Origin of the sequence: Phocaeicola sp. RTP21359st1_B8_RTP21360_211022 (genome assembly GCF_040911965.1) — a bacterium.
GTDB lineage: Bacteria > Bacteroidota > Bacteroidia > Bacteroidales > Bacteroidaceae > Phocaeicola > Phocaeicola vulgatus.
Genome location: NZ_JBDFXP010000034.1, coordinates 42,026 through 60,267, shown reverse-complemented (window position 1 = coordinate 60,267; position 18,242 = coordinate 42,026). Strand labels below are relative to the sequence as shown.

The window sequence follows — 18,242 nt, the reverse complement described above, 5'->3', positions numbered from 1 at the left end:
GTTTTTATAACGGAGGACACCGGAGGAAAAAGACACACACATTATAATATTCGCACGCGCGTATAAGGACGGAAAAAAGGAAGGGGCCCATACGAAAACAGCAGACGAAAAACAAGAAAAGACGGAAAAACGGAAGGCAAACTTGCAAACTTGCAAAACTTGCAGCATCTCCACACCCACACACGTGCGCGTACATTATAATGCAACAAAATAATATGTTCCAGAATTCCACTCTATTTCTTTATTGTGATCTGTGAATGATCTGATCTCCTCCTGTTTTCTTGTTCACGCTTTTTCTCTTTTGCGAAATATATGCGTCTTGATGAGGAGATTTCTTTAAAAGACCATTACTACAGCCAGTGCCGGCTGAAGAACAGCAGCTGGCAGGTCTTCTGGCAGGACAGTGCCTCGGAACAGGATGCCATGCCGTGCGTCTTCATACAGTTCATATGTTCCGAAAGGTTAGTAACATGTGTTCCGTAAAGTTAGTAACGTGTGGCCCTATACGTTACTAACATACAGGCCTGCACGTTAGTAACGTGTTCCATTTAGATTGATAACGCGTTATTCCTCATGCCGACAGCTTGTTCTCCCCAGGATTGTACAAGCTGTACCAGCATGATTGGCGGAAGGCCCGGCCTATACAAGTACCTGCTGAAGATTCGGGCAGTCATCCCTTTGCCACCTGTGTCTGTCCGATTCCGGTTTCTGTCTTCCGCTTTCCTTTTTTCTTCTTATACGGTCCCTCCTCTTTCCACCAAAGATCCTGTCACATCTCTCCCTTTTCCCCGCTCCACTTTCTGTGCTCCGTCATGCTTTCCTCCATTTCAGCTCTCCCCTGCATCGTCCGTTTGTCCTCCTCCAACCCTTGCTTGTCACATTCTCCTTATGTTCTCTCATTTTTCCACATTATAATGTACGCGCACGTGTGTGGGTGTGGAAGTGCTGCAAGTTTTGCAAGTTTGCAAGTTTCATCCCCACTTTATATCATAAAGGGAACTGAAAATAAATAATATTCTGGCATTTAGTCAATGCCCCCATAAACTATATAATTTTTTATTGCTATATTTGTCCTCATCAAATCATCAAAATGAATATAACTTCTACTATCATAACAGCTTCGGACGGAACACCCCTCTCCTTATATGATGTATGCCGGTTCCTATCCAAGCAGCAATGGAAACACATATTAAAACAATTGAAACAAGAAGGAATACATATAGAAAGAATAGAAGCTTATGAATATCCGGAAGTTCGAGACATCAAACATCTATTTATACGCTTTGAAAAAGAAAAAGAAGACACTCCTTTTTATTTACTGTCTCCGGAAATATTCTCTAAACTAACCAACGCGATAATACAAGAATACTCTTCAAATATAAAATAAAAAAAGTTGTACAATCCATTAAATTAGGATGAGATGAAAAACATCAACGGTCAAGGCAATGAAATTACAATTATTTTACCACATAAGAAAATAGATTGTATATCCTCCCATCATGAACAATTCAATCAAATCATCCATCAATCCCATATCATAATTACAGGAAACAACAATCATGTTTCCATGCATTTCGATTCAGAAGAGAATGTTGAAAAACTACTTCTTAACGAAGGTTTTCTATTGATTATCAAGGGAAACAATAACACGGTTAATTTAGGAACAATCATTTTACGCTATTCCAACATACTAGGGATGAGTGGACTAAAACTCATCATCGGCCAGTTGCCCGGTTTGGGAGCTGGTGTTTCAAGAGTTGCCAATAATTGTAGAGTTGATATAGGTAATCGTGTAGTTATCAATGGAGTTACTTTATATTTACAAGAAGATAAATCAAATGTTAGCATAGGAGAAGACAGTCAATTAAGCTGGGGCATTGATATTTGGTGTACCGACGCACATACTATAACAAATTTAAAGGGAGAACCGATTAATTTTGCTCAAAGTATAGAAATAGGCAAGCATGTATGGGTAGGGAAAGATGTAAAGATCGGTAAAAATACAAAAATACCCGATAACAGTATTGTGGGTTGGGGAAGTATTGTAACCAAAGTATTCAACGAACCGAATATAATATTAGCAGGTATCCCTGCAAAAATTGTAAAGAGAGGTATAAATTGGGATCGTAGATGTATTAATAAATACTTACTAGAATAGTATTTAGGGTGTCTGAAAAGATAGCTAGTCAGACCCCCGATTTGATAACTATTCCGTTAGAACTGGAAATAAATAAACGGCTGAATATCACTGCTCTTTATCTGGATAACCAAATAAATCAGTACTACCAACAATAATGCCTTTCCCAATAAAGGTAATTTTACCACTCCACGACAACACGCATTCTGCCAACTATCAGGAGCAAAATGTAGCAAATACCCTATTCCCATCAAAACAAACACTTTCCAATAACCTTCTATCAGCTGCATGAATACCTCGGGATGGAAAGCTGTACATATCTGCTTCAACATAACAACCGAAGCTTCAAAAGTCGTATTACGGAAAAATATCCAGCAGAAACAAACAAAATTGAAAGTAATAAGAACTGCAAAAAATTTACGAATGCCCTTACTGGTAGCCGTCTTAGGCTTATGCAGCAAGTTACGCCAGAATTTCTGTGCAGCCAGTGCTATTCCATGAAATCCTCCCCATATCACAAAATTCCAAGATGCACCATGCCACAAACCACCTAACAACATAGTAAGGCACAAATTAATATAAGTACGTACCTTCCCCTTGCGGTTTCCCCCCAATGAGATATAAAGATAATCCCGCAACCATGTAGAAAGAGAGATATGCCAACGATGCCAGAAATCGGTTATACTATCGGCTTTATAAGGCGAATTAAAATTCATAGGGAAACGGAAACCCAACAGCAAAGCAAACCCGATAGCCATATCACTATATCCGGAAAAGTCACAATAAATCTGTAAAGCATACCCATATACACCAAACAAATTCTCAACCCCGGAATAAAGAGCCGGATTATCAAAAATACGTTCCACAAAATTTACACTGATATAATCGGAGATTACAGCTTTCTTGAATAATCCGCTGATGATAAAGAAAACACCAGTGCCAAACATCTCCGAGGAAACAAACAGCGGTTGCCTGATTTGAGGAATAAAATCGCGGGCACGTACAATAGGCCCCGCTACCAGCTGCGGAAAAAAAGACACATAAAATGTATAATCCAGCAACCTGTTCAAAGGAACCAGCTCACGACGGTAAACATCTATGGTATAACTTAAAGACTGGAAAGTGAAGAACGATATTCCCACCGGCAAGAAAATATCCAACGGCTGGAATTTCCCATTCCACAAAGGAGCCAGTATCTGATAAAAGAAATTGGTGTACTTGAAATAACAGAGCAATCCTAAATTTATTCCCAGACTTGCCAGCAGCAAAACCCTCCGTTTCCATTGAGTTTCGGTATTCGCCATACGCCCTGCCAGCAAGAAATCCGTCACTGTCACCACCCCCAGCAAGAAAAAATAAAAACCGCTACTCTTATAATAAAAATAATAAGAAAACAGCGTTACAAACAGGATGCGTGCCGTATCCTTCTTCTGCAATAACATATAAATCAGGCTAAAGCCTAAAAACAGAAACAAAAACAAGCCGCTGCTAAAAATCATCGGTTGCTTGGCATTATAAGTCAATACCTCAGCCAGTTTACTCCAATCCAGTTGCCACATATTCATTATACGCTTTAATCAGTGCCTGATGTAATAAATTACCTTGTAAACGATATCCATCGGGAGTGAAATGAATGCCATCCGCACGAAGCATGTGGTGCTTCGTCCAGTTACGACAAGCATCTGTCTTTCCTCCTACTATATTATACATATCCCAAACTGCCATTTTATTCTCTTGTGCATACTCCTTTATAATACGCGCCGCCGTTACGGTTCTCGGATTAATGGTACGTGCACGACGACGTCCCACGTATGCTCCGGGAGGTGTAGTCAGTAAAAAAGCCGCTTCAGGACAGGCTGCTTTCAACATACCCAACAGTCTGCCTATCTGCATTTTGTGAGCCTGAGCCAGATAACGGCGGCTATGTGCCTCATTGGTTCCAAAAGAAACAATAATCAGATCGGGATGCAAAGAAGCTATTTCTTTTATTTTTTCATCATCAGAAAAAGTAACAGAAGTAGCTCCATTAATGCCAATCATATGATAAACAATACCCGGTTCGCCCGTTTCATGTGCCAACCCACCGGTACGATATGAAATAACATCAGGATAAACAGCCTCAGCACCAAAATCATGTTCCAGACGACGACGGGTTATTAATGGATAAAGATGCCCCCGCACATGAGAATCACCTATATGGACTATCCGTACCGGTCCTGTCATATCATTCAACTTTTGAAAGAAAGGAGAAAGCGAACGGTTCTCATCTTCTATCACATTATCCAAAGAATGAGTAAAACTCGCCGGAAGTGAATCATGTACTGTTATCAGCCGCATACCCCGATGCATTTCCTTTGTTTCACCGGGTATGCGAAGCGGCTCCAACGGCCGGGACAATGCCGGAATAGCATCCCGAGCATAAAGACATGGAAACAGCAAGAACAGGAACAATACCATTGCTATACCGGACAGACCAGGAAATCTGTTATTCCTCCTCATAAGCTTTCCGTCTTTCATATTGCTCTTTGCCATACATCAATGTTTCAAATAAGATACCTGCCAAATGCTTGCCTCCCTTAAAATTGATATGGGTATAATCAAGATTCGCCATTTTTTGCCCGATCATATCGACAATGCTTCCTTGACCTCCCATTGCCTCATACATATTCCAAAAAGCGATATGGCTATCAGCCGCAATGGACTGTTGATAACGGATAAGATTCTTGACTCCGGGCATGGTGCGGAGATCTCCATTCTCGTTTTTATATTCACGGTCACCCACACTGACCAGTAAAATGCTGGTTTCAGGAAAAGCAGTCTTCAAATGTTCTATCACCGAAAGCATCCCTTTCTTATAGCCATCGTATTTTACTCCCCGTTCCGTAGCCACATTCAAACCATATTGGACCACAATCAAATCGTATGGACGAAGACGTTGGAAATCGCAAAGCGTATGTAAAGGAATACTACGTAAATGAAGCCCACTGCTACCACGTACGCTAAAATTATCCAAAGATATTCCCTGCCTGCCGTCCATAGCCACTCCATAGAAAGTAACAGAATCAGCTTGTTCCACACTCCACCGTACTTGTCCTATCCTTCCTCTCACCGAAACAGCCTGCACACCTCCTGTTCCTACTTCCTCATGTAACTCTCCTTCCGCAGCATTATTCACTTTAGAACGGACAGCGGCAAAACCTTTATTCAGGAAATAAAAAGTAGAAACCTCACAGGTATCCAGTCGGGAAGCGTATTTACTCTGTCCTTTCAACTGTACATAAGCACCTTCACGAGGAAAAAAATAATGTCCGGAAATATCTTGCTGCATTTTATCAAAACCAACGGAGTCATTGGATGAATGACTGCTCCATCCCCCAAAAGTATGGCGTACCGTAGGACGGTAACCGCTGATGGAAGAGGTTACAGGAACATATCCCACTCCGCAACCACCAAATTCTTGTTGAAGCATTTCGCGCAAATCGGCAGTAAAAATATCAGCTTCTATAAAAGAATCACCGAAGTAAGCGATACGCACAGGGCGTTTCATGGTTTTCACTTTGGAAAGTGCCTCATAAAAATGTTTCATTCCCCGCATGGTGGAATCCGAATAATCCTCAATACAGGTAATACCCGTTTTACATGTATCCACAAAAATAGGTTTTACAGGAGGAGGAAGGACAATGGTGTCGGAATCACATACTTCTTCTTCCACATCCGGACGGATATCAGCCAGCAGGTCCACCTTGCGCAACGGTTTGCCGCCCACCGACATGGAGGGGAGGAAATACAGCCCCATTAACACTCCTACTACAATAAGAGTGAGAAGAAAAGTGGCCGGTATATAGTTTTTCATATTGCTATATTTGTAAATTAACCGCAAAAGTAGTGATTTTTTAGACGGAGTACTTCATGATAGAGGCTAAAAAAAGAAAAAAGACTGCGCCAGAAAGAGGGCAACAGTCTTTTTCTTTAATGATGAAAAGACAGATTCAAATCGTCTTTTCTATGTTCCACACAAAAGCACGTAATCCCAATTGTTCGGTTTCCTTATCCATTTTATGCAAAGCGTCCAATAAAGGCTCCACTTTGGTATCATCTACCACTGTCATAATGGCCGAGCACATACTGGGCCACGCGTGACTGCCATAATGCGGTTCTCCTTTTACAGAGCCGCGCCCCTGCAACTGCTGCCAATAACTGAATCCACGACAATTCTGACGGTCCAACAACGCCAGAATACGTTCGTAAAAAGCTTGGTCGAAAGTGATGAAAACTGATTTCATTATTCCATTTTTTATTTTAAGTTCTGTCATCCGGTCTCCTATTCATTTCAATCCGGATAACAACTATATTAATTATTCTTTTTTGCCTTTGGTCATCTCCGTCTTATGTGCTTGATAATAGTCATTCAGTTCACGGGAAGCTTTCATCTTCTTACGGTTACGCTTGATACCTGTACCCGCAAATGAACAGTAGAGCACCGGAACCAAAATCAAGGTGAGCACGGTAGATACAGTCAAACCACCGATTACGGACACCCCTAAAGGCTGCCACATTTCAGAACCTTCCCCTCCTCCTATCGCCATCGGCACCATGCCCAGAATAGTGGTCAAAGTGGTCATTAAAACCGGACGTAAACGACTACGGCCCGAAACAACGACCGAATGAATAACAGACATACCCCGCTCACGACATAAGGTAATGTAATCAATAAGCACGATACCATTCTTCACTACGATACCAATCAACATGATACCTCCCAACAAACTCATGACATTCAATGTAGTCCCCGTTCCATACAATGCCATCAATACCCCACTGAATGCAAACGGAATAGAGAACATAATGATAAACGGATAGGTCAGAGACTCAAACTGGGCAGCCATTACAATAAATACCAATATAATAATCAAAACAGCCAAAGTTCCCAGATCGCTGAATGAATCCTGCTGATCCTCATAAGACCCTGCCACCTGGATACTGATACCGCCAGGTAAATCCATCTTATCAATAATAGACTCACCCGCTGCCACCACACTACCTAAAGGCGCACCTGAAATCACAGCAGATACTGTTACAATACGTTCACGGTCTTTACGTTCAATAGTAGGAGGAGCTGAACGCTCCACTACCGTGCCGATATCTTTCACCCGAATTGCTTTACCTTCATTGGTATAAATCAGAATATTCTCCAAACTTTCAATACTGGTACGGAACTGGGGAGCATAACGCACCTTGATATCATATTCGTCACCATCTTCCCGATAGTAAGAAGATAAAGCACCATTAACACGGTTACGCAGATACAAAGCTGCTGTAGAAAGATTCAAACCATGTAAAGCCAGTTTTTCACGATCAAAATCCACCTGATATTCCGGCTGATAATCCTGACGGCTGATATTCACCTCAGACACACCGTTCACTTTCAATAAAGCTTCTTTCAATTCAGCGGCTGCCTTATCTGTTTCTGTAAAATCATATCCATAGATTTCAAAATCGGCAGTGGCCTGTCCACCCATGCCTCCACTGCTACCACCCAAGATAACCTGGGCTTTATCCAGTTCGGGATAGGCTTTCAGATCCTCACGCATACCATCGCAGACTTCTGCCAACGTAACAGAACGCTGATCGGGATTATAAAGGTTGATATTGAATGAAATGATATGGCTACCATTATCCTGAATAGAAGCCCAAGTATTATCCGCATCAGCCTGTCCCACAGTATAGTTACAGATACGCATCACCCCTTCATATTTCTTCAGCCACCTTTCGGTCAGCTCCTGGGCCAATGCCTGGGCACGCTCTACGCGAGCTCCGATAGGCAATTGTAATTGAACAGAAATACGACTGTTGTCTTGTGACGGAAAAAACTCTGTACCAATTCCTTTCGCACAAATCAGGCTCAGCAGAAAGAACCCGAAACAACCGGCAATAATGGTCTTGCGGTGACGGACAGCCCAGTTCAAACGTTTCTGATACCAGTTATCCAATCCATCCAACGCACGTTCTATCGGTTTGTAGAATGTGACAAACCACTTACTTTGTTTTTTTTGCAAGCGAAGCATCTGCGCACACATCATCGGAGTAAATGACAGAGCCGAGATAGTAGAAATAGTCATAATGACACACATCATCCAGCCCAACTGACGGAACAAAACTCCCGACATACCACTGACCATCGTCAACGGGAAGAATACCGCAATCATGGTCAATGTGGATGCGATAACAGAAATTGCCACCTCATTTGTTCCATGGATAGCCGCCTGTTTCGGCTCGGAGCCACGCTCGATATGGGTCGTTACGTTTTCCAAAACAACAATAGCGTCATCCACCACATTACCAATCGCAATAGAAAGGCACGACAAAGAAATAATATTCAGAGATCCCCCATCCGTGATAGCCAAATAAATAAAGGAGGCAATCAATGACATGGGGATAGTGATACAGATAATCACCGTAGCACGCCAACGACCTAAGAAAACAAATACCACCAAGACCACAAACAGAATGGCATACATAATAGTTTCCGTCAAACTGTCGATGGTATTCAAAATATTATCCGAAGTGTTCACAATAACCCCCAGTTTCACATCACTGGGCAGTGACTTCTGTAACTTAGGCAACTGATCCATTACTTTCCGGGAAATGTTCACTGAGTTTGCTCCCGATTGTTTCTGTACAACAATCATGGCTCCCTGCACCCCGTTATTATAGGTTTCCTGAGCACGTTCTTCTACAGAATCGACTACCGTTGCCACGTCACGCAAATACACCGAAGCACCATTGCGTATACCCACTACGATATTCTCCATTTCTTTCGGGTCCTTGAATTCTCCTTCCACACGCAAGGAATAGGTATTACTGCCCACATCGAAAGTTCCACCCGGAGTATTCTTATTTTCAGCCCCGACAATGGAACTGATGGTCTCAATCGTCAGATCATATGCTTCCAGTTTGTTGGGATCACAATAAATATTCACCTCACGCTTCGGCGCACCGGCAATGGACACCGTTCCCACACCGGGAACACGAGCCAAAGGATTTACTACATTATCATCCAATATCTTATACAAAGCCGGCTGACTTTCTTCTGCCTGAACGGACAACAGCAGGATAGGAATCATATCCGTACTGAACTTAAAGATAATCGGAGTATTGACTTCATCGGGAAGCTCCGAACTCACCATATCCAATTTATCACGCACATCATTAGTCAACACATCAATATCATAGCCATATTCGAATTCCAAAGTGATAACTGATATATTTTCTGAAGACTTGGATGTAATATGTTTCAAATTACTAACCGAGTTCAACGTATTTTCCAACGGACGGGTTACGTTGTTCTCTATATCGGAAGCACTGGCACCCTGATAAGATGTCATAACCATAATGGTATTGGTATCAATATCGGGATACAAGTCTACCGGAAGTTTCGACAATGAGAACAGACCAAAGATCGCTACGGCCAAAAAGCATAACGAGGTCATAATCGGTTTTTTAACCGCTCCTTCGTATAAACTCATGTTTGTTAAATTAAAAATTAAGAACTAAAAAATCATATATAGGTAAATAAATATGGAGTATTATCAACTAATTCTCAATTTTTAATTTACTGCCACTTCCACACCATCGGCCAAACGGGTCTGACCGGCAACCACCACCTGCGAATTATCCTCCACCCCGGAAATCAATTCATATTCGGTTCCCATCCGACGTCCCAATTCTACTTTATTATAGGAAACCTTACCGTCTTTGTAGACATATACATAACGGTCGCCCGAACCGGCACGTTTCACAATAGCCTGATCAGGAACCACCACATGCCGCAATGTACCAAAGCTCACAGTCACACGGCCAAACATTCCCGGACGTATACGCTGACGGGTATTAGCCAATTTTACCTCTACAGGAAAAGTATGAGTAGCAGCATCAATAGTAGGATACACCAAACTAACTTTCCCTTCGAACTCCTCATCACCATACACATCAAATTTCACCTTTACAATCATACCTTTAGTCACTTTCGGGAAATAAGGTTCGGATACATTGATCAACAGTTTAACCGGAGTGATCTGTTCAATGACCAACACAGGAGTGGAAGCGGAAGAATATAAATCACCGTTATCAAAATTACGTGCTGTAACCACTCCATGAATAGGGCTTAACAACTGCGTATTCTCCAACAAATTATTATAGGAAGTACGACGTACATCTAAAGCTGTTTTTGCTGCATCCCATTCAGATTTGGAAGCTCCACCCACTTTGTACAGTTCATCCATACGTCTGAATTCCGTTTCTTCATTTTCTAATTGCAATTTCATTTGTTTCAGATTTGCCGCATCCATCTGTACTAATTTCTGTCCTTTGGATACATGGTCTCCCACTTCAACAAAAATACGGTCTATACGCCCGGGAGAGGTCGGAGCTATATTATTTTTCGCTTCCGCTTCAACAGTGGCAGTATATTCCTCTATCTGATCTACATCGCGGGAAGTTACGGAAGCAAGCCGGACTACCGGTTTGTCCTCCATAGCGGTATCAGCAGCTTCCTTACTCTCCGTTCCACCTGAACATGCCCCCAGCATAGTTACCACCAGCCAAGCTGCGAATTGAAAATATTTTCTCATACTGTTATCTTTATGTTAATGTGTTATTGTTCCGTTACTTCATCAATGCCTAAGACTAAATCCAAATCAGCTTTAGCTACCAGATAGTCATAGATGGACTGGTTATAAGTCAGTTGGGCCTCTGTTAAAGCCACTTCCGAACTATTCAATTCCAAGATAGTTCCTTTTCCAACTTCATATCTTTTTTCGGCAATAGTACGCCCTTTCTCCGCCTGAAAGACAGCTTCTTTATTACTTACCACCTGTTCCGTACTAGCGGCCATATTATCCAAATAACCGGTAGCTTGCATAGTGAGTTGCCGCTCTGTATTGATACGGTTCTCTTCCAGTTGTTTCATCTGGATACGGGTCTGTTTCAATTGAGTAAAATTACTTCCTTTGAACAAAGGAATGCTTAGATTCAGGCCGATAGTAGAATAGGGCCTCCAATCGTATTCCTTGAACTTGAAATTATCATTCATTGAAGTATACATATATTGGAAACTGGCAGAAAGGGTCGGCATAAAGTTGGTATACTGCAACTTCAGCGTCTGCTTTAATTGCAATGCATTCAGTTCCAATTGCTTCAACGTACTGTTATTTGTCAAATTGTCTGGACGAGGCATTGCCTGACGAGTAAACATAGACATTTCATAATCCTTCAGATTGCCTTCAACCGCTACCTTTACATCAGACTCCATTCCCATCAAGACCTTCAATTGCAAATTTGCCAAATTCACTCCGTTACGGGCAGACACCACGGTCGGTTTCAAGCTGCGCATCTGCACATCCGCACTAATCTTATCATATTCACTGACAGTCCCCTGTTCATATTTAGCTTTCACCACATTATAATTATCTTCACTCTGCTTATAACTTTTAAGCAGCACTTCATAACTGTCCTGTGCCAAAAGCAACTGAAAAAATGCCTTGGTCACTTGATTTACCATATCCAGACGTGAAGCACGTGATTTCTCTACCGCCAGGTTCACATCTGTACTTGTCAAACTGATACTTTTGTAAAGAGCCGGAGCAAAGACAGGCAGACTAACAGACAGACCACCACTATAAGTATTATCTGTACCGACTTCAATCACCTCTCCCATCATGGCGAATGACTGCTTTTTTATGGCTCGTGAATAACTGCCCACCAAACTGGCTTCTGGGAAAAGACCGGCATAAGCTTCCCGACGGGCTTCTTTCTTTAACAGGATTTCCTGACCGGCGACTTTAATGGTGGGATTGTCGCTCAATGCTATCCGGACTGCGTCCTGTAAGGTAATCCTCAATGTGTCTTGTGCTTGTGCACTTTGTATTGCTACATAAAGCAGCAAAAACAAGGTTAACGTAGGTTTGCAATAAAATTTCATTAACTATTATTCTTTATTTAGTGACTTATTTAATTTCTAACCATACTTATTATGTTCGTTTCCTTTTAAATTCAATAAAAAATTATCCACAATCTTCAACCCCTTTTCAGTGGAAATGCCACGCATATGCATAAATACAACTGTTTCATAAATTTCACCAAGCGAATAGGACTTGCATATTTCCGAATGCAACAACAAATCCATCTGCTCACATACCATAGCGCGTACAATATTATAATTTACATCATTTCTAAAAATGCCTTGTTCCACTCCTTTGCGATAAAATTCCATAGCCGAATCCAAATTCTCCTTCCGGCTTTCGTCAATGTAACGCATTACCTTGGGATATTTCTCAATATCCTCAAAGAATTTCCTGTTTGTATTCTGAAAATCCTGGGCACTTCTTTGAAAAAACTTCAAGAGGACTTCCAAAACATTTTCTGCTTTGGAAGCCACTTGAGTCATATATTCCTGCATCTCCTCCCGATGTAACTTCATGACATCAAGTAATAAATCCTCTTTGTCATGAAACAATTCATAAAGCGTACGTTTAGATATAGATAATCCGGCAGCAATATCATCCATTCTCACTGTTTTGACACCTTTCTGGGCAAATGATTTCGCTGCTGCCAAAACAATGTGTTCCTTCACTACCGTTTTATCCATTCTTTTTTTCCTGACGCTATTCATTCTTAACATAAAGGGAGACAAAGATACATTTATTTTATAATACCCAACTTAGAACTTCTGACAAACTCTATCAGATGTACAATTTCAGGACTAGACGGAACCTGTTCTTCAATACGACGCAATGCATCCTCTGTAGATGTATTCACTTTATACAATATACGGAAAGCATGCGCTATATGTTTAATAACCGTTTCCGAAAAACCTTCATGTTGCAACACGGTGGTATTGATGCTGTAAAAAGCCGTAGGCTCATGGGCTGCCACACAATAAGGAGGAATATCCTTGGTAAAACGACACCCGCCCTGTACGGCGGCATAAGTCCCCAAACGAGTCTTTCCCTGCATCAGTACATTGGAAGTAAGAATAGCATAATCCTCGACTACACAACAACCTGACACCTGCGAACCGTTACCAATAATACAGTTATTACCGATGGTCACATCATGTGAGATACGTGCTCCCTGCATAATAAAGTTACCGCTTCCTACCACAGTTTCATCTCCGGCGAAAGTGGCACGAATAATAACCGCATTCTCACGGATGGTATTATTATTACCTATACGGGCGATGGTATCATCACCCGTATATTTAAAATCTTGCGGAGTAGCAGCAATTACAGCTCCGTTATAAATGGTATTTCCGTTACCGATGCGTGCGCCGCTCATAATGCTGGCGTTGGGCATAATTACATTATCATCACCTATCTCCACATTCTTATCAATGTAGGCAAACGGGTGAATAGTTACGTTTTTCCCGATTTTTGCAGACGGGTCTACATAAGCTAACGGACTAATCATATTCATATTATTTTTAAGGTTAATTATTCACGTCCACCGCCCAATGCGCTGTACAGATTGATAACAGCCTGCATACGCTGGAAAGTATCGGATACTTCGTTCAACTGGGCACTCAGCAATGACTGTTGTGCAGTAATGATTTCCAGATAAGTGGCCTTTCCCGCCTGAAACAAATCATTGTTCATCTCCACCGCTTTTTGCATTTCAGAAACCTGTGCCTGGTGCTCGCTCAACTTTTTGTCTGCCGTATCATACAGGAACAAAGCATCACTTACTTCCTTACCAGCTTCCAAAATAGTCTGCTGATAATTCATCTTGGCAATCTGTTCTTCCGCTTTCGATACTTTCAAGTTGGCAATCAATTTTCCACGCTGGAAAATGGGTTGCGTCAATGAGCCGATAGCATTCCAAAGCATAACGGCAGGATTAGAAATCACTGTACCATTGGAACCATTAGTCCATCCCAGAGTACCTGTAATATTAACACTGGGATAAAAAGCGGAACGCGCCTGATTGGTAGTATAATAAGCGTCGGCTAATGCCAATTCTGCCGCTTTTACATCGGGCCGGTTCTCAAGCAACTGTAAAGGAACTCCCACCGCCAAATCAGCCGGCATCACTTGTTCCTCCAATGTTCCACGGTCTATGTTCTGAGGAGCCTTTGCCAACAATACGGAGATAGAATTCTCAGTTTCACGCACCTGGCGTTTCAAGTCAGCCAATGAAGCCTCCGTCTGGTGATAAGCCCCTTTACTCTGTGCCACAGCAGCTTCGGTAGTCATACCGGCTTCCTTCATAGCTTCCATAGTGCGCACTGTTTCTTTCATTAACGCCACATTCTGTTCGGTCACACTGACTTGACGGTCTAGCATCAATAAAGAATAATAAGCATTGGCTATACCACCAATCAACTGTGAACGCACTGCCTGCTGATAGGCCTTACTTTGCAAATAAGAAGCTTTCTGGCCACGATGGGCATTCAGCAATTTGCCGAACAAATCAACTTCCCAGCTTGCAGAAGCAGGTAAAGTATAGTTCTTAACAGGAGTACTTTTGTCCACACTAGTCAACGAACCTTGTGGAGCAAGGGCCAAAGAAGGGAGATAAGACAAACGAGCTGATGTCAATAACGCCTTGGCCTCCTTTACACGCAGGATAGCAGCCTGCATATCTACATTGTTTGCCAATCCCTCTTCAATCAGCATCTGCAATTTCGGATCACGGAAAATTTCCTTCCATGACAAGTTACCCATATTGGTTGTATCGTTAGCAGCCAATGTATCGTTGGCGGCAACCGGGTCACGATAGATGCCAGTGGCATCTATCGACTCGGGACGATCGTATGATTTATAGATGTGGCAACCGCTTAATAAAAACGTCGCGCAACATAATCCTATTATCTTTTTCATTGTTCTTCTGTTCATTTACGGGTGTATTGTTCAATTTCGGGTTCAACCTCTGTATTGTCCACACTTTCCCATTCAATCGGTTTGAATTTCTCTTGTAACCATTGGAATACCACAAACAATACGGGTACGATAAAGATCTGGAAGATCATACCAATCAACATACCACCAATAGCCGAAGCTCCCAAAGTACGGTTACCATGAGCACCAACTCCCATAGCCAACATCAACGGAATCAAACCTACAATCATGGCCAATGAGGTCATTAAGATCGGTCGCAAACGGGCTGCCGCACCCAAAACCGCAGCCCAGGAAATACTCATTCCCTGCTTACGGCGATCCAAAGCAAACTCTACAATCAGAATGGCATTCTTCGCCAACAATCCCATCAACATGATCAATGCAATCTGCATATAAATATCATTTGACATGGTTCCTAAAATCATCTTCAAAGCCGGAATATTTCCCAATGCTGCAAATCCGTTTACAAACAGGAAGCTACCCAACAGACCGAACGGTACTGAAAGCAATACGGACAACGGCAGAATGTAACTTTCATACTGTGCACTCAGCAACAAATAAACGAATACAAAACACAGAATGAAGATGATACCTGTGGAACTGCCACTGGTAGATGCCTCTTCACGAGCCATACCTCCCAACTCATAACCGTAACCGGTAGGCAAATTCTCTTTAGCAACTTCCGCAATAGCCTGCAAAGCCTGTCCGGAAGTATAGCCACTGGCAGGAGCCACCATCACTTTGATAGACGTATAAAGGTTGAAACGGCCGATAACATCCGGTCCATATACTTTCTTGACAGAAACGAACTGGGAAATAGGAGCCATCTCATTCCCATTACGTATCTTGATACTATTCAAGGATTCCAGATTCTTGGTCGCTTCGGGTTCCGCCTGAATCATAACACGATACATCTTACCGAAACGGTTGAAGTTAGAAGCATACAAACCACCGAAATATCCCTGCATGGTAGTCAGAATATCACTAGGACTGATTCCTGCCTTCTTACAAGCAGCAGCATCAATATCCAACATATATTGGGGGAAACTCGGATTGAAGGTAGTCTGGGCCGAATTAATTTCAGGGCGTGCCTTCAACGCATCCATATAGTCCAAAACTACATCATAAAAATGATTCAAGTCTCCACCGGTCTTATCCTGCATATTCAACTCGATATCACTGGATGCCGAATAACCCGGAATCATAGGAGGAGCAAAGAACAATACCTGCGCATCCTTGATGATCTTCTGCGCACGCATAAACAACGTACCTACCACAATATCCGAATTCTGCATCATGGAGCGTTCTTCCCAATCTTTCAGCTTAATAATGATAGAACCGTAAGAAGGTCCCTGACCACCAATAAAGCCGAAACCGGAAATCACCGTACGGGAATCTACAGCCGGTTCGGCAGCCACCAAGCTGTCTACACGGTTTAAGATTTCCATTGCACGTTCCTGTGAAGTACCGGGAGGCAGTGTCACCGCACCCATAATGGTACCGGTATCTTCATTGGGCACCATACCCGTCGGAGTAACCTTCATAAAGAATACCAACAAAATGATAGAAGCGGCAACCAGCCCGAATGACAACCATTTCTTATGGATAAAGAATACTACATGCTTCTTGTACTTCTTCAATATAGAATCATAAGCCGCATTAAAGGCTGTATGGAAACGTTCTACACGGGTCATCTTCTTTGCTCCATGTCCCTCATCATGCGGTTTCAAGAAAATTGCGCACAGTGCCGGTGACAAAGTCAATGCATTCAAAGCTGAAAAACCGATAGAGATCGCCATGGTGATACCAAACTGACGGTAGAATGTACCGGCAGTACCTCCCATGAAACTTACCGGAATAAACACAGACATCATGACTAACGTAATAGAAACGATAGCTCCACCCAGTTCACTCATGGCATCAATAGAAGCCTCACGGGAAGACTTGTATCCCTGATCCAACTTGGCATGAACCCCCTCGACGACGACAATGGCATCATCGACCACAATCGCAATGGCAAGCACCATCGCCGAAAGAGTCAGCAGGTTCACACTGAAGCCAATCAGTTTCAGTACAAAGAAAGTAGCCACCAACGCCACCGGAATGGCAATAGCCGGAATCAGCGTTGAACGCATATCCTGCAAGAAGATATATACCACAATAAACACCAAGATAAATGCCTCTATCAACGTCTTGATTACTTCATGGATAGAAGCGAACAAGAAGTCATTGGCATTTTGGGCGATATTGATATTCAAACCTGTCGGCAGTGATTCCTGTGCCTTTGCAAGCACTTTCTCCAAATCGGAAATAGTTTCGGTAGCATTAGAACCTGCCATCTGATAGACGATACAAGATACAGCCTTGTGACCATTTACCATATTATTGAATGTATAAGCCAGACGACCTAATTCTATATCGGCCACATCTCCCAAACGAAGTACATTACCATCCGGCAAGGCCTTGATAACAATATCTTCAAATTCAGTCGTTTGCTGCAAACGTCCTTTATAACGGATCGTGTATTGGAAAGTCTGATTACCACGTTCACCGAACTGTCCCGGAGCCGCCTCAATATTCTGTTCGGCCAATGCTGCCGAAACATCAGTAGGAACCAGTTTGTACTGCGCCATCACATCCGGTTTCAACCAGATACGCATAGAATAATCCTGTCCCAACACATTAGCATCACCTACCCCCTTTACACGCTTGATTTCAGGAATCAAGTTAATATTAGCATAGTTTTCAATGAACTCAATATTATACGAGTCGGTTTCATCATACAATGAAAAGACCATCAACATGGAGTTCTGGCGTTTCTGAGTAGTCACACCCACCTTGGTTACTTCAGCAGGCAGCAATCCTTGTGCCATAGAAACACGGTTCTGCACATTAACAGCCGCCATATCCGGATCTGTTCCCTGATTAAAGTAAACGTTAATATCGGCAGCACCGTTATTGGATGCTGATGACTGGATATACATCATGTTCTCCACACCGTTTATCTGGTCTTCCAACGGCGCGATGACCGAATTCAATACAGCTGTGGAGTTCGCACCGGTATAGGTGGCACGTACCTGCACCGTAGGAGGTGCAATATCCGGATATTGCGTAACCGGCAATGTAGCAAGTCCGATGATACCCAGAATAACTATCAAGACGGAGATTACCGTTGATAGCACCGGACGGTTAATAAATCTATCTAGTTTCAT

At 42.4% G+C, this 18,242-nt stretch carries 13 protein-coding genes; 2 read left to right on the top strand and 11 right to left on the bottom strand.

The genetic code is table 11. The features are described 5' to 3' along the window. Nucleotides 1-1,198: 1,198 nt before the first annotated feature. Nucleotides 1,199-1,387, top strand: a complete 189-nt coding sequence (locus tag AB5062_RS16380; RefSeq protein WP_224205187.1) for a hypothetical protein — start codon at nucleotides 1,199-1,201, stop codon at nucleotides 1,385-1,387. Between the two features lie 33 nt (nucleotides 1,388-1,420). Next, nucleotides 1,421-2,158, top strand: a complete 738-nt coding sequence (locus tag AB5062_RS16375; RefSeq protein ID WP_005845542.1) for a hypothetical protein — start codon at nucleotides 1,421-1,423, stop codon at nucleotides 2,156-2,158. A gap of 56 nt (nucleotides 2,159-2,214) precedes the next feature. Here AB5062_RS16375 and AB5062_RS16370 read toward each other — a convergent pair whose 3' ends face one another. The 11 genes from AB5062_RS16370 to AB5062_RS16320 all read right to left on the bottom strand — a co-directional run bounded on the left by AB5062_RS16370 (nucleotide 2,215) and on the right by AB5062_RS16320 (nucleotide 18,242). Continuing rightward, nucleotides 2,215-3,702 (bottom strand): MBOAT family protein, encoded by a 1,488-nt coding sequence (locus tag AB5062_RS16370; protein WP_005845544.1) that lies wholly within the window; start codon nucleotides 3,700-3,702, stop codon nucleotides 2,215-2,217. After that, nucleotides 3,674-4,636: an SGNH/GDSL hydrolase family protein gene (locus tag AB5062_RS16365; RefSeq protein ID WP_368326917.1), complete on the bottom strand. Its 963-nt coding sequence runs from the start codon at nucleotides 4,634-4,636 to the stop codon at nucleotides 3,674-3,676. Before AB5062_RS16365 ends, AB5062_RS16370 begins: the two co-directional genes overlap by 29 nt. Beyond that, entirely contained in the window at nucleotides 4,623-5,990 is a 1,368-nt protein-coding gene (locus AB5062_RS16360; protein ID WP_011964672.1) for an SGNH/GDSL hydrolase family protein, read from the bottom strand. The genes AB5062_RS16365 and AB5062_RS16360 overlap by 14 nt, the downstream gene beginning before the upstream one ends. A 136-nt stretch (nucleotides 5,991-6,126) precedes the next feature. After that, the gene (locus AB5062_RS16355) at nucleotides 6,127-6,420 is read right to left on the bottom strand and encodes a PG0541 family transporter-associated protein (protein ID WP_005845549.1); all 294 of its coding nucleotides are present in this window, start codon (nucleotides 6,418-6,420) and stop codon (nucleotides 6,127-6,129) included. A gap of 72 nt (nucleotides 6,421-6,492) precedes the next feature. Continuing rightward, nucleotides 6,493-9,663: an efflux RND transporter permease subunit gene (locus tag AB5062_RS16350; protein WP_005853103.1), complete on the bottom strand. Its 3,171-nt coding sequence runs from the start codon at nucleotides 9,661-9,663 to the stop codon at nucleotides 6,493-6,495. 81 nt (nucleotides 9,664-9,744) lie between these two features. Further along, nucleotides 9,745-10,767: an efflux RND transporter periplasmic adaptor subunit gene (locus tag AB5062_RS16345; RefSeq protein ID WP_005845555.1), complete on the bottom strand. Its 1,023-nt coding sequence runs from the start codon at nucleotides 10,765-10,767 to the stop codon at nucleotides 9,745-9,747. Between the two features lie 23 nt (nucleotides 10,768-10,790). Next, nucleotides 10,791-12,116, bottom strand: a complete 1,326-nt coding sequence (locus tag AB5062_RS16340; RefSeq protein ID WP_005845557.1) for a TolC family protein — start codon at nucleotides 12,114-12,116, stop codon at nucleotides 10,791-10,793. A gap of 36 nt (nucleotides 12,117-12,152) precedes the next feature. Beyond that, complete coding sequence (locus tag AB5062_RS16335; protein ID WP_008782083.1) at nucleotides 12,153-12,806, bottom strand: TetR/AcrR family transcriptional regulator; 654 nt, start codon at nucleotides 12,804-12,806, stop codon at nucleotides 12,153-12,155. A gap of 29 nt (nucleotides 12,807-12,835) precedes the next feature. Continuing rightward, complete coding sequence (gene lpxA, locus AB5062_RS16330) at nucleotides 12,836-13,603, bottom strand: acyl-ACP--UDP-N-acetylglucosamine O-acyltransferase (RefSeq protein WP_005853095.1); 768 nt, start codon at nucleotides 13,601-13,603, stop codon at nucleotides 12,836-12,838. Nucleotides 13,604-13,626: 23 nt separating this feature from the next. Further along, nucleotides 13,627-15,012: an efflux transporter outer membrane subunit gene (locus AB5062_RS16325; protein WP_008667826.1), complete on the bottom strand. Its 1,386-nt coding sequence runs from the start codon at nucleotides 15,010-15,012 to the stop codon at nucleotides 13,627-13,629. Between the two features lie 11 nt (nucleotides 15,013-15,023). After that, nucleotides 15,024-18,242, bottom strand: coding sequence for an efflux RND transporter permease subunit (locus AB5062_RS16320; RefSeq protein ID WP_005853091.1), 3,219 nt, complete (start codon nucleotides 18,240-18,242; stop codon nucleotides 15,024-15,026).

What these genes read in the sequence shown, in the direction of transcription:
- AB5062_RS16365 (WP_368326917.1), bottom strand. Translation starts at nt 4,636, where the DNA reads ATGAGGAGGAATAACAGATTTCCTGGTCTGTCCGGTATAGCAATGGTA.
- AB5062_RS16335 (WP_008782083.1), bottom strand. Translation starts at nt 12,806, where the DNA reads ATGAATAGCGTCAGGAAAAAAAGAATGGATAAAACGGTAGTGAAGGAA.
- AB5062_RS16325 (WP_008667826.1), bottom strand. Translation starts at nt 15,012, where the DNA reads ATGAAAAAGATAATAGGATTATGTTGCGCGACGTTTTTATTAAGCGGT.
- AB5062_RS16345 (WP_005845555.1), bottom strand. Translation starts at nt 10,767, where the DNA reads ATGAGAAAATATTTTCAATTCGCAGCTTGGCTGGTGGTAACTATGCTG.
- AB5062_RS16340 (WP_005845557.1), bottom strand. Translation starts at nt 12,116, where the DNA reads ATGAAATTTTATTGCAAACCTACGTTAACCTTGTTTTTGCTGCTTTAT.
- AB5062_RS16320 (WP_005853091.1), bottom strand. Translation starts at nt 18,242, where the DNA reads ATGAAACTAGATAGATTTATTAACCGTCCGGTGCTATCAACGGTAATC.
- AB5062_RS16360 (WP_011964672.1), bottom strand. Translation starts at nt 5,990, where the DNA reads ATGAAAAACTATATACCGGCCACTTTTCTTCTCACTCTTATTGTAGTA.
- AB5062_RS16375 (WP_005845542.1), top strand. Translation starts at nt 1,421, where the DNA reads ATGAAAAACATCAACGGTCAAGGCAATGAAATTACAATTATTTTACCA.
- AB5062_RS16355 (WP_005845549.1), bottom strand. Translation starts at nt 6,420, where the DNA reads ATGAAATCAGTTTTCATCACTTTCGACCAAGCTTTTTACGAACGTATT.
- AB5062_RS16350 (WP_005853103.1), bottom strand. Translation starts at nt 9,663, where the DNA reads ATGAGTTTATACGAAGGAGCGGTTAAAAAACCGATTATGACCTCGTTA.
- AB5062_RS16370 (WP_005845544.1), bottom strand. Translation starts at nt 3,702, where the DNA reads ATGAATATGTGGCAACTGGATTGGAGTAAACTGGCTGAGGTATTGACT.
- lpxA (WP_005853095.1), bottom strand. Translation starts at nt 13,603, where the DNA reads ATGATTAGTCCGTTAGCTTATGTAGACCCGTCTGCAAAAATCGGGAAA.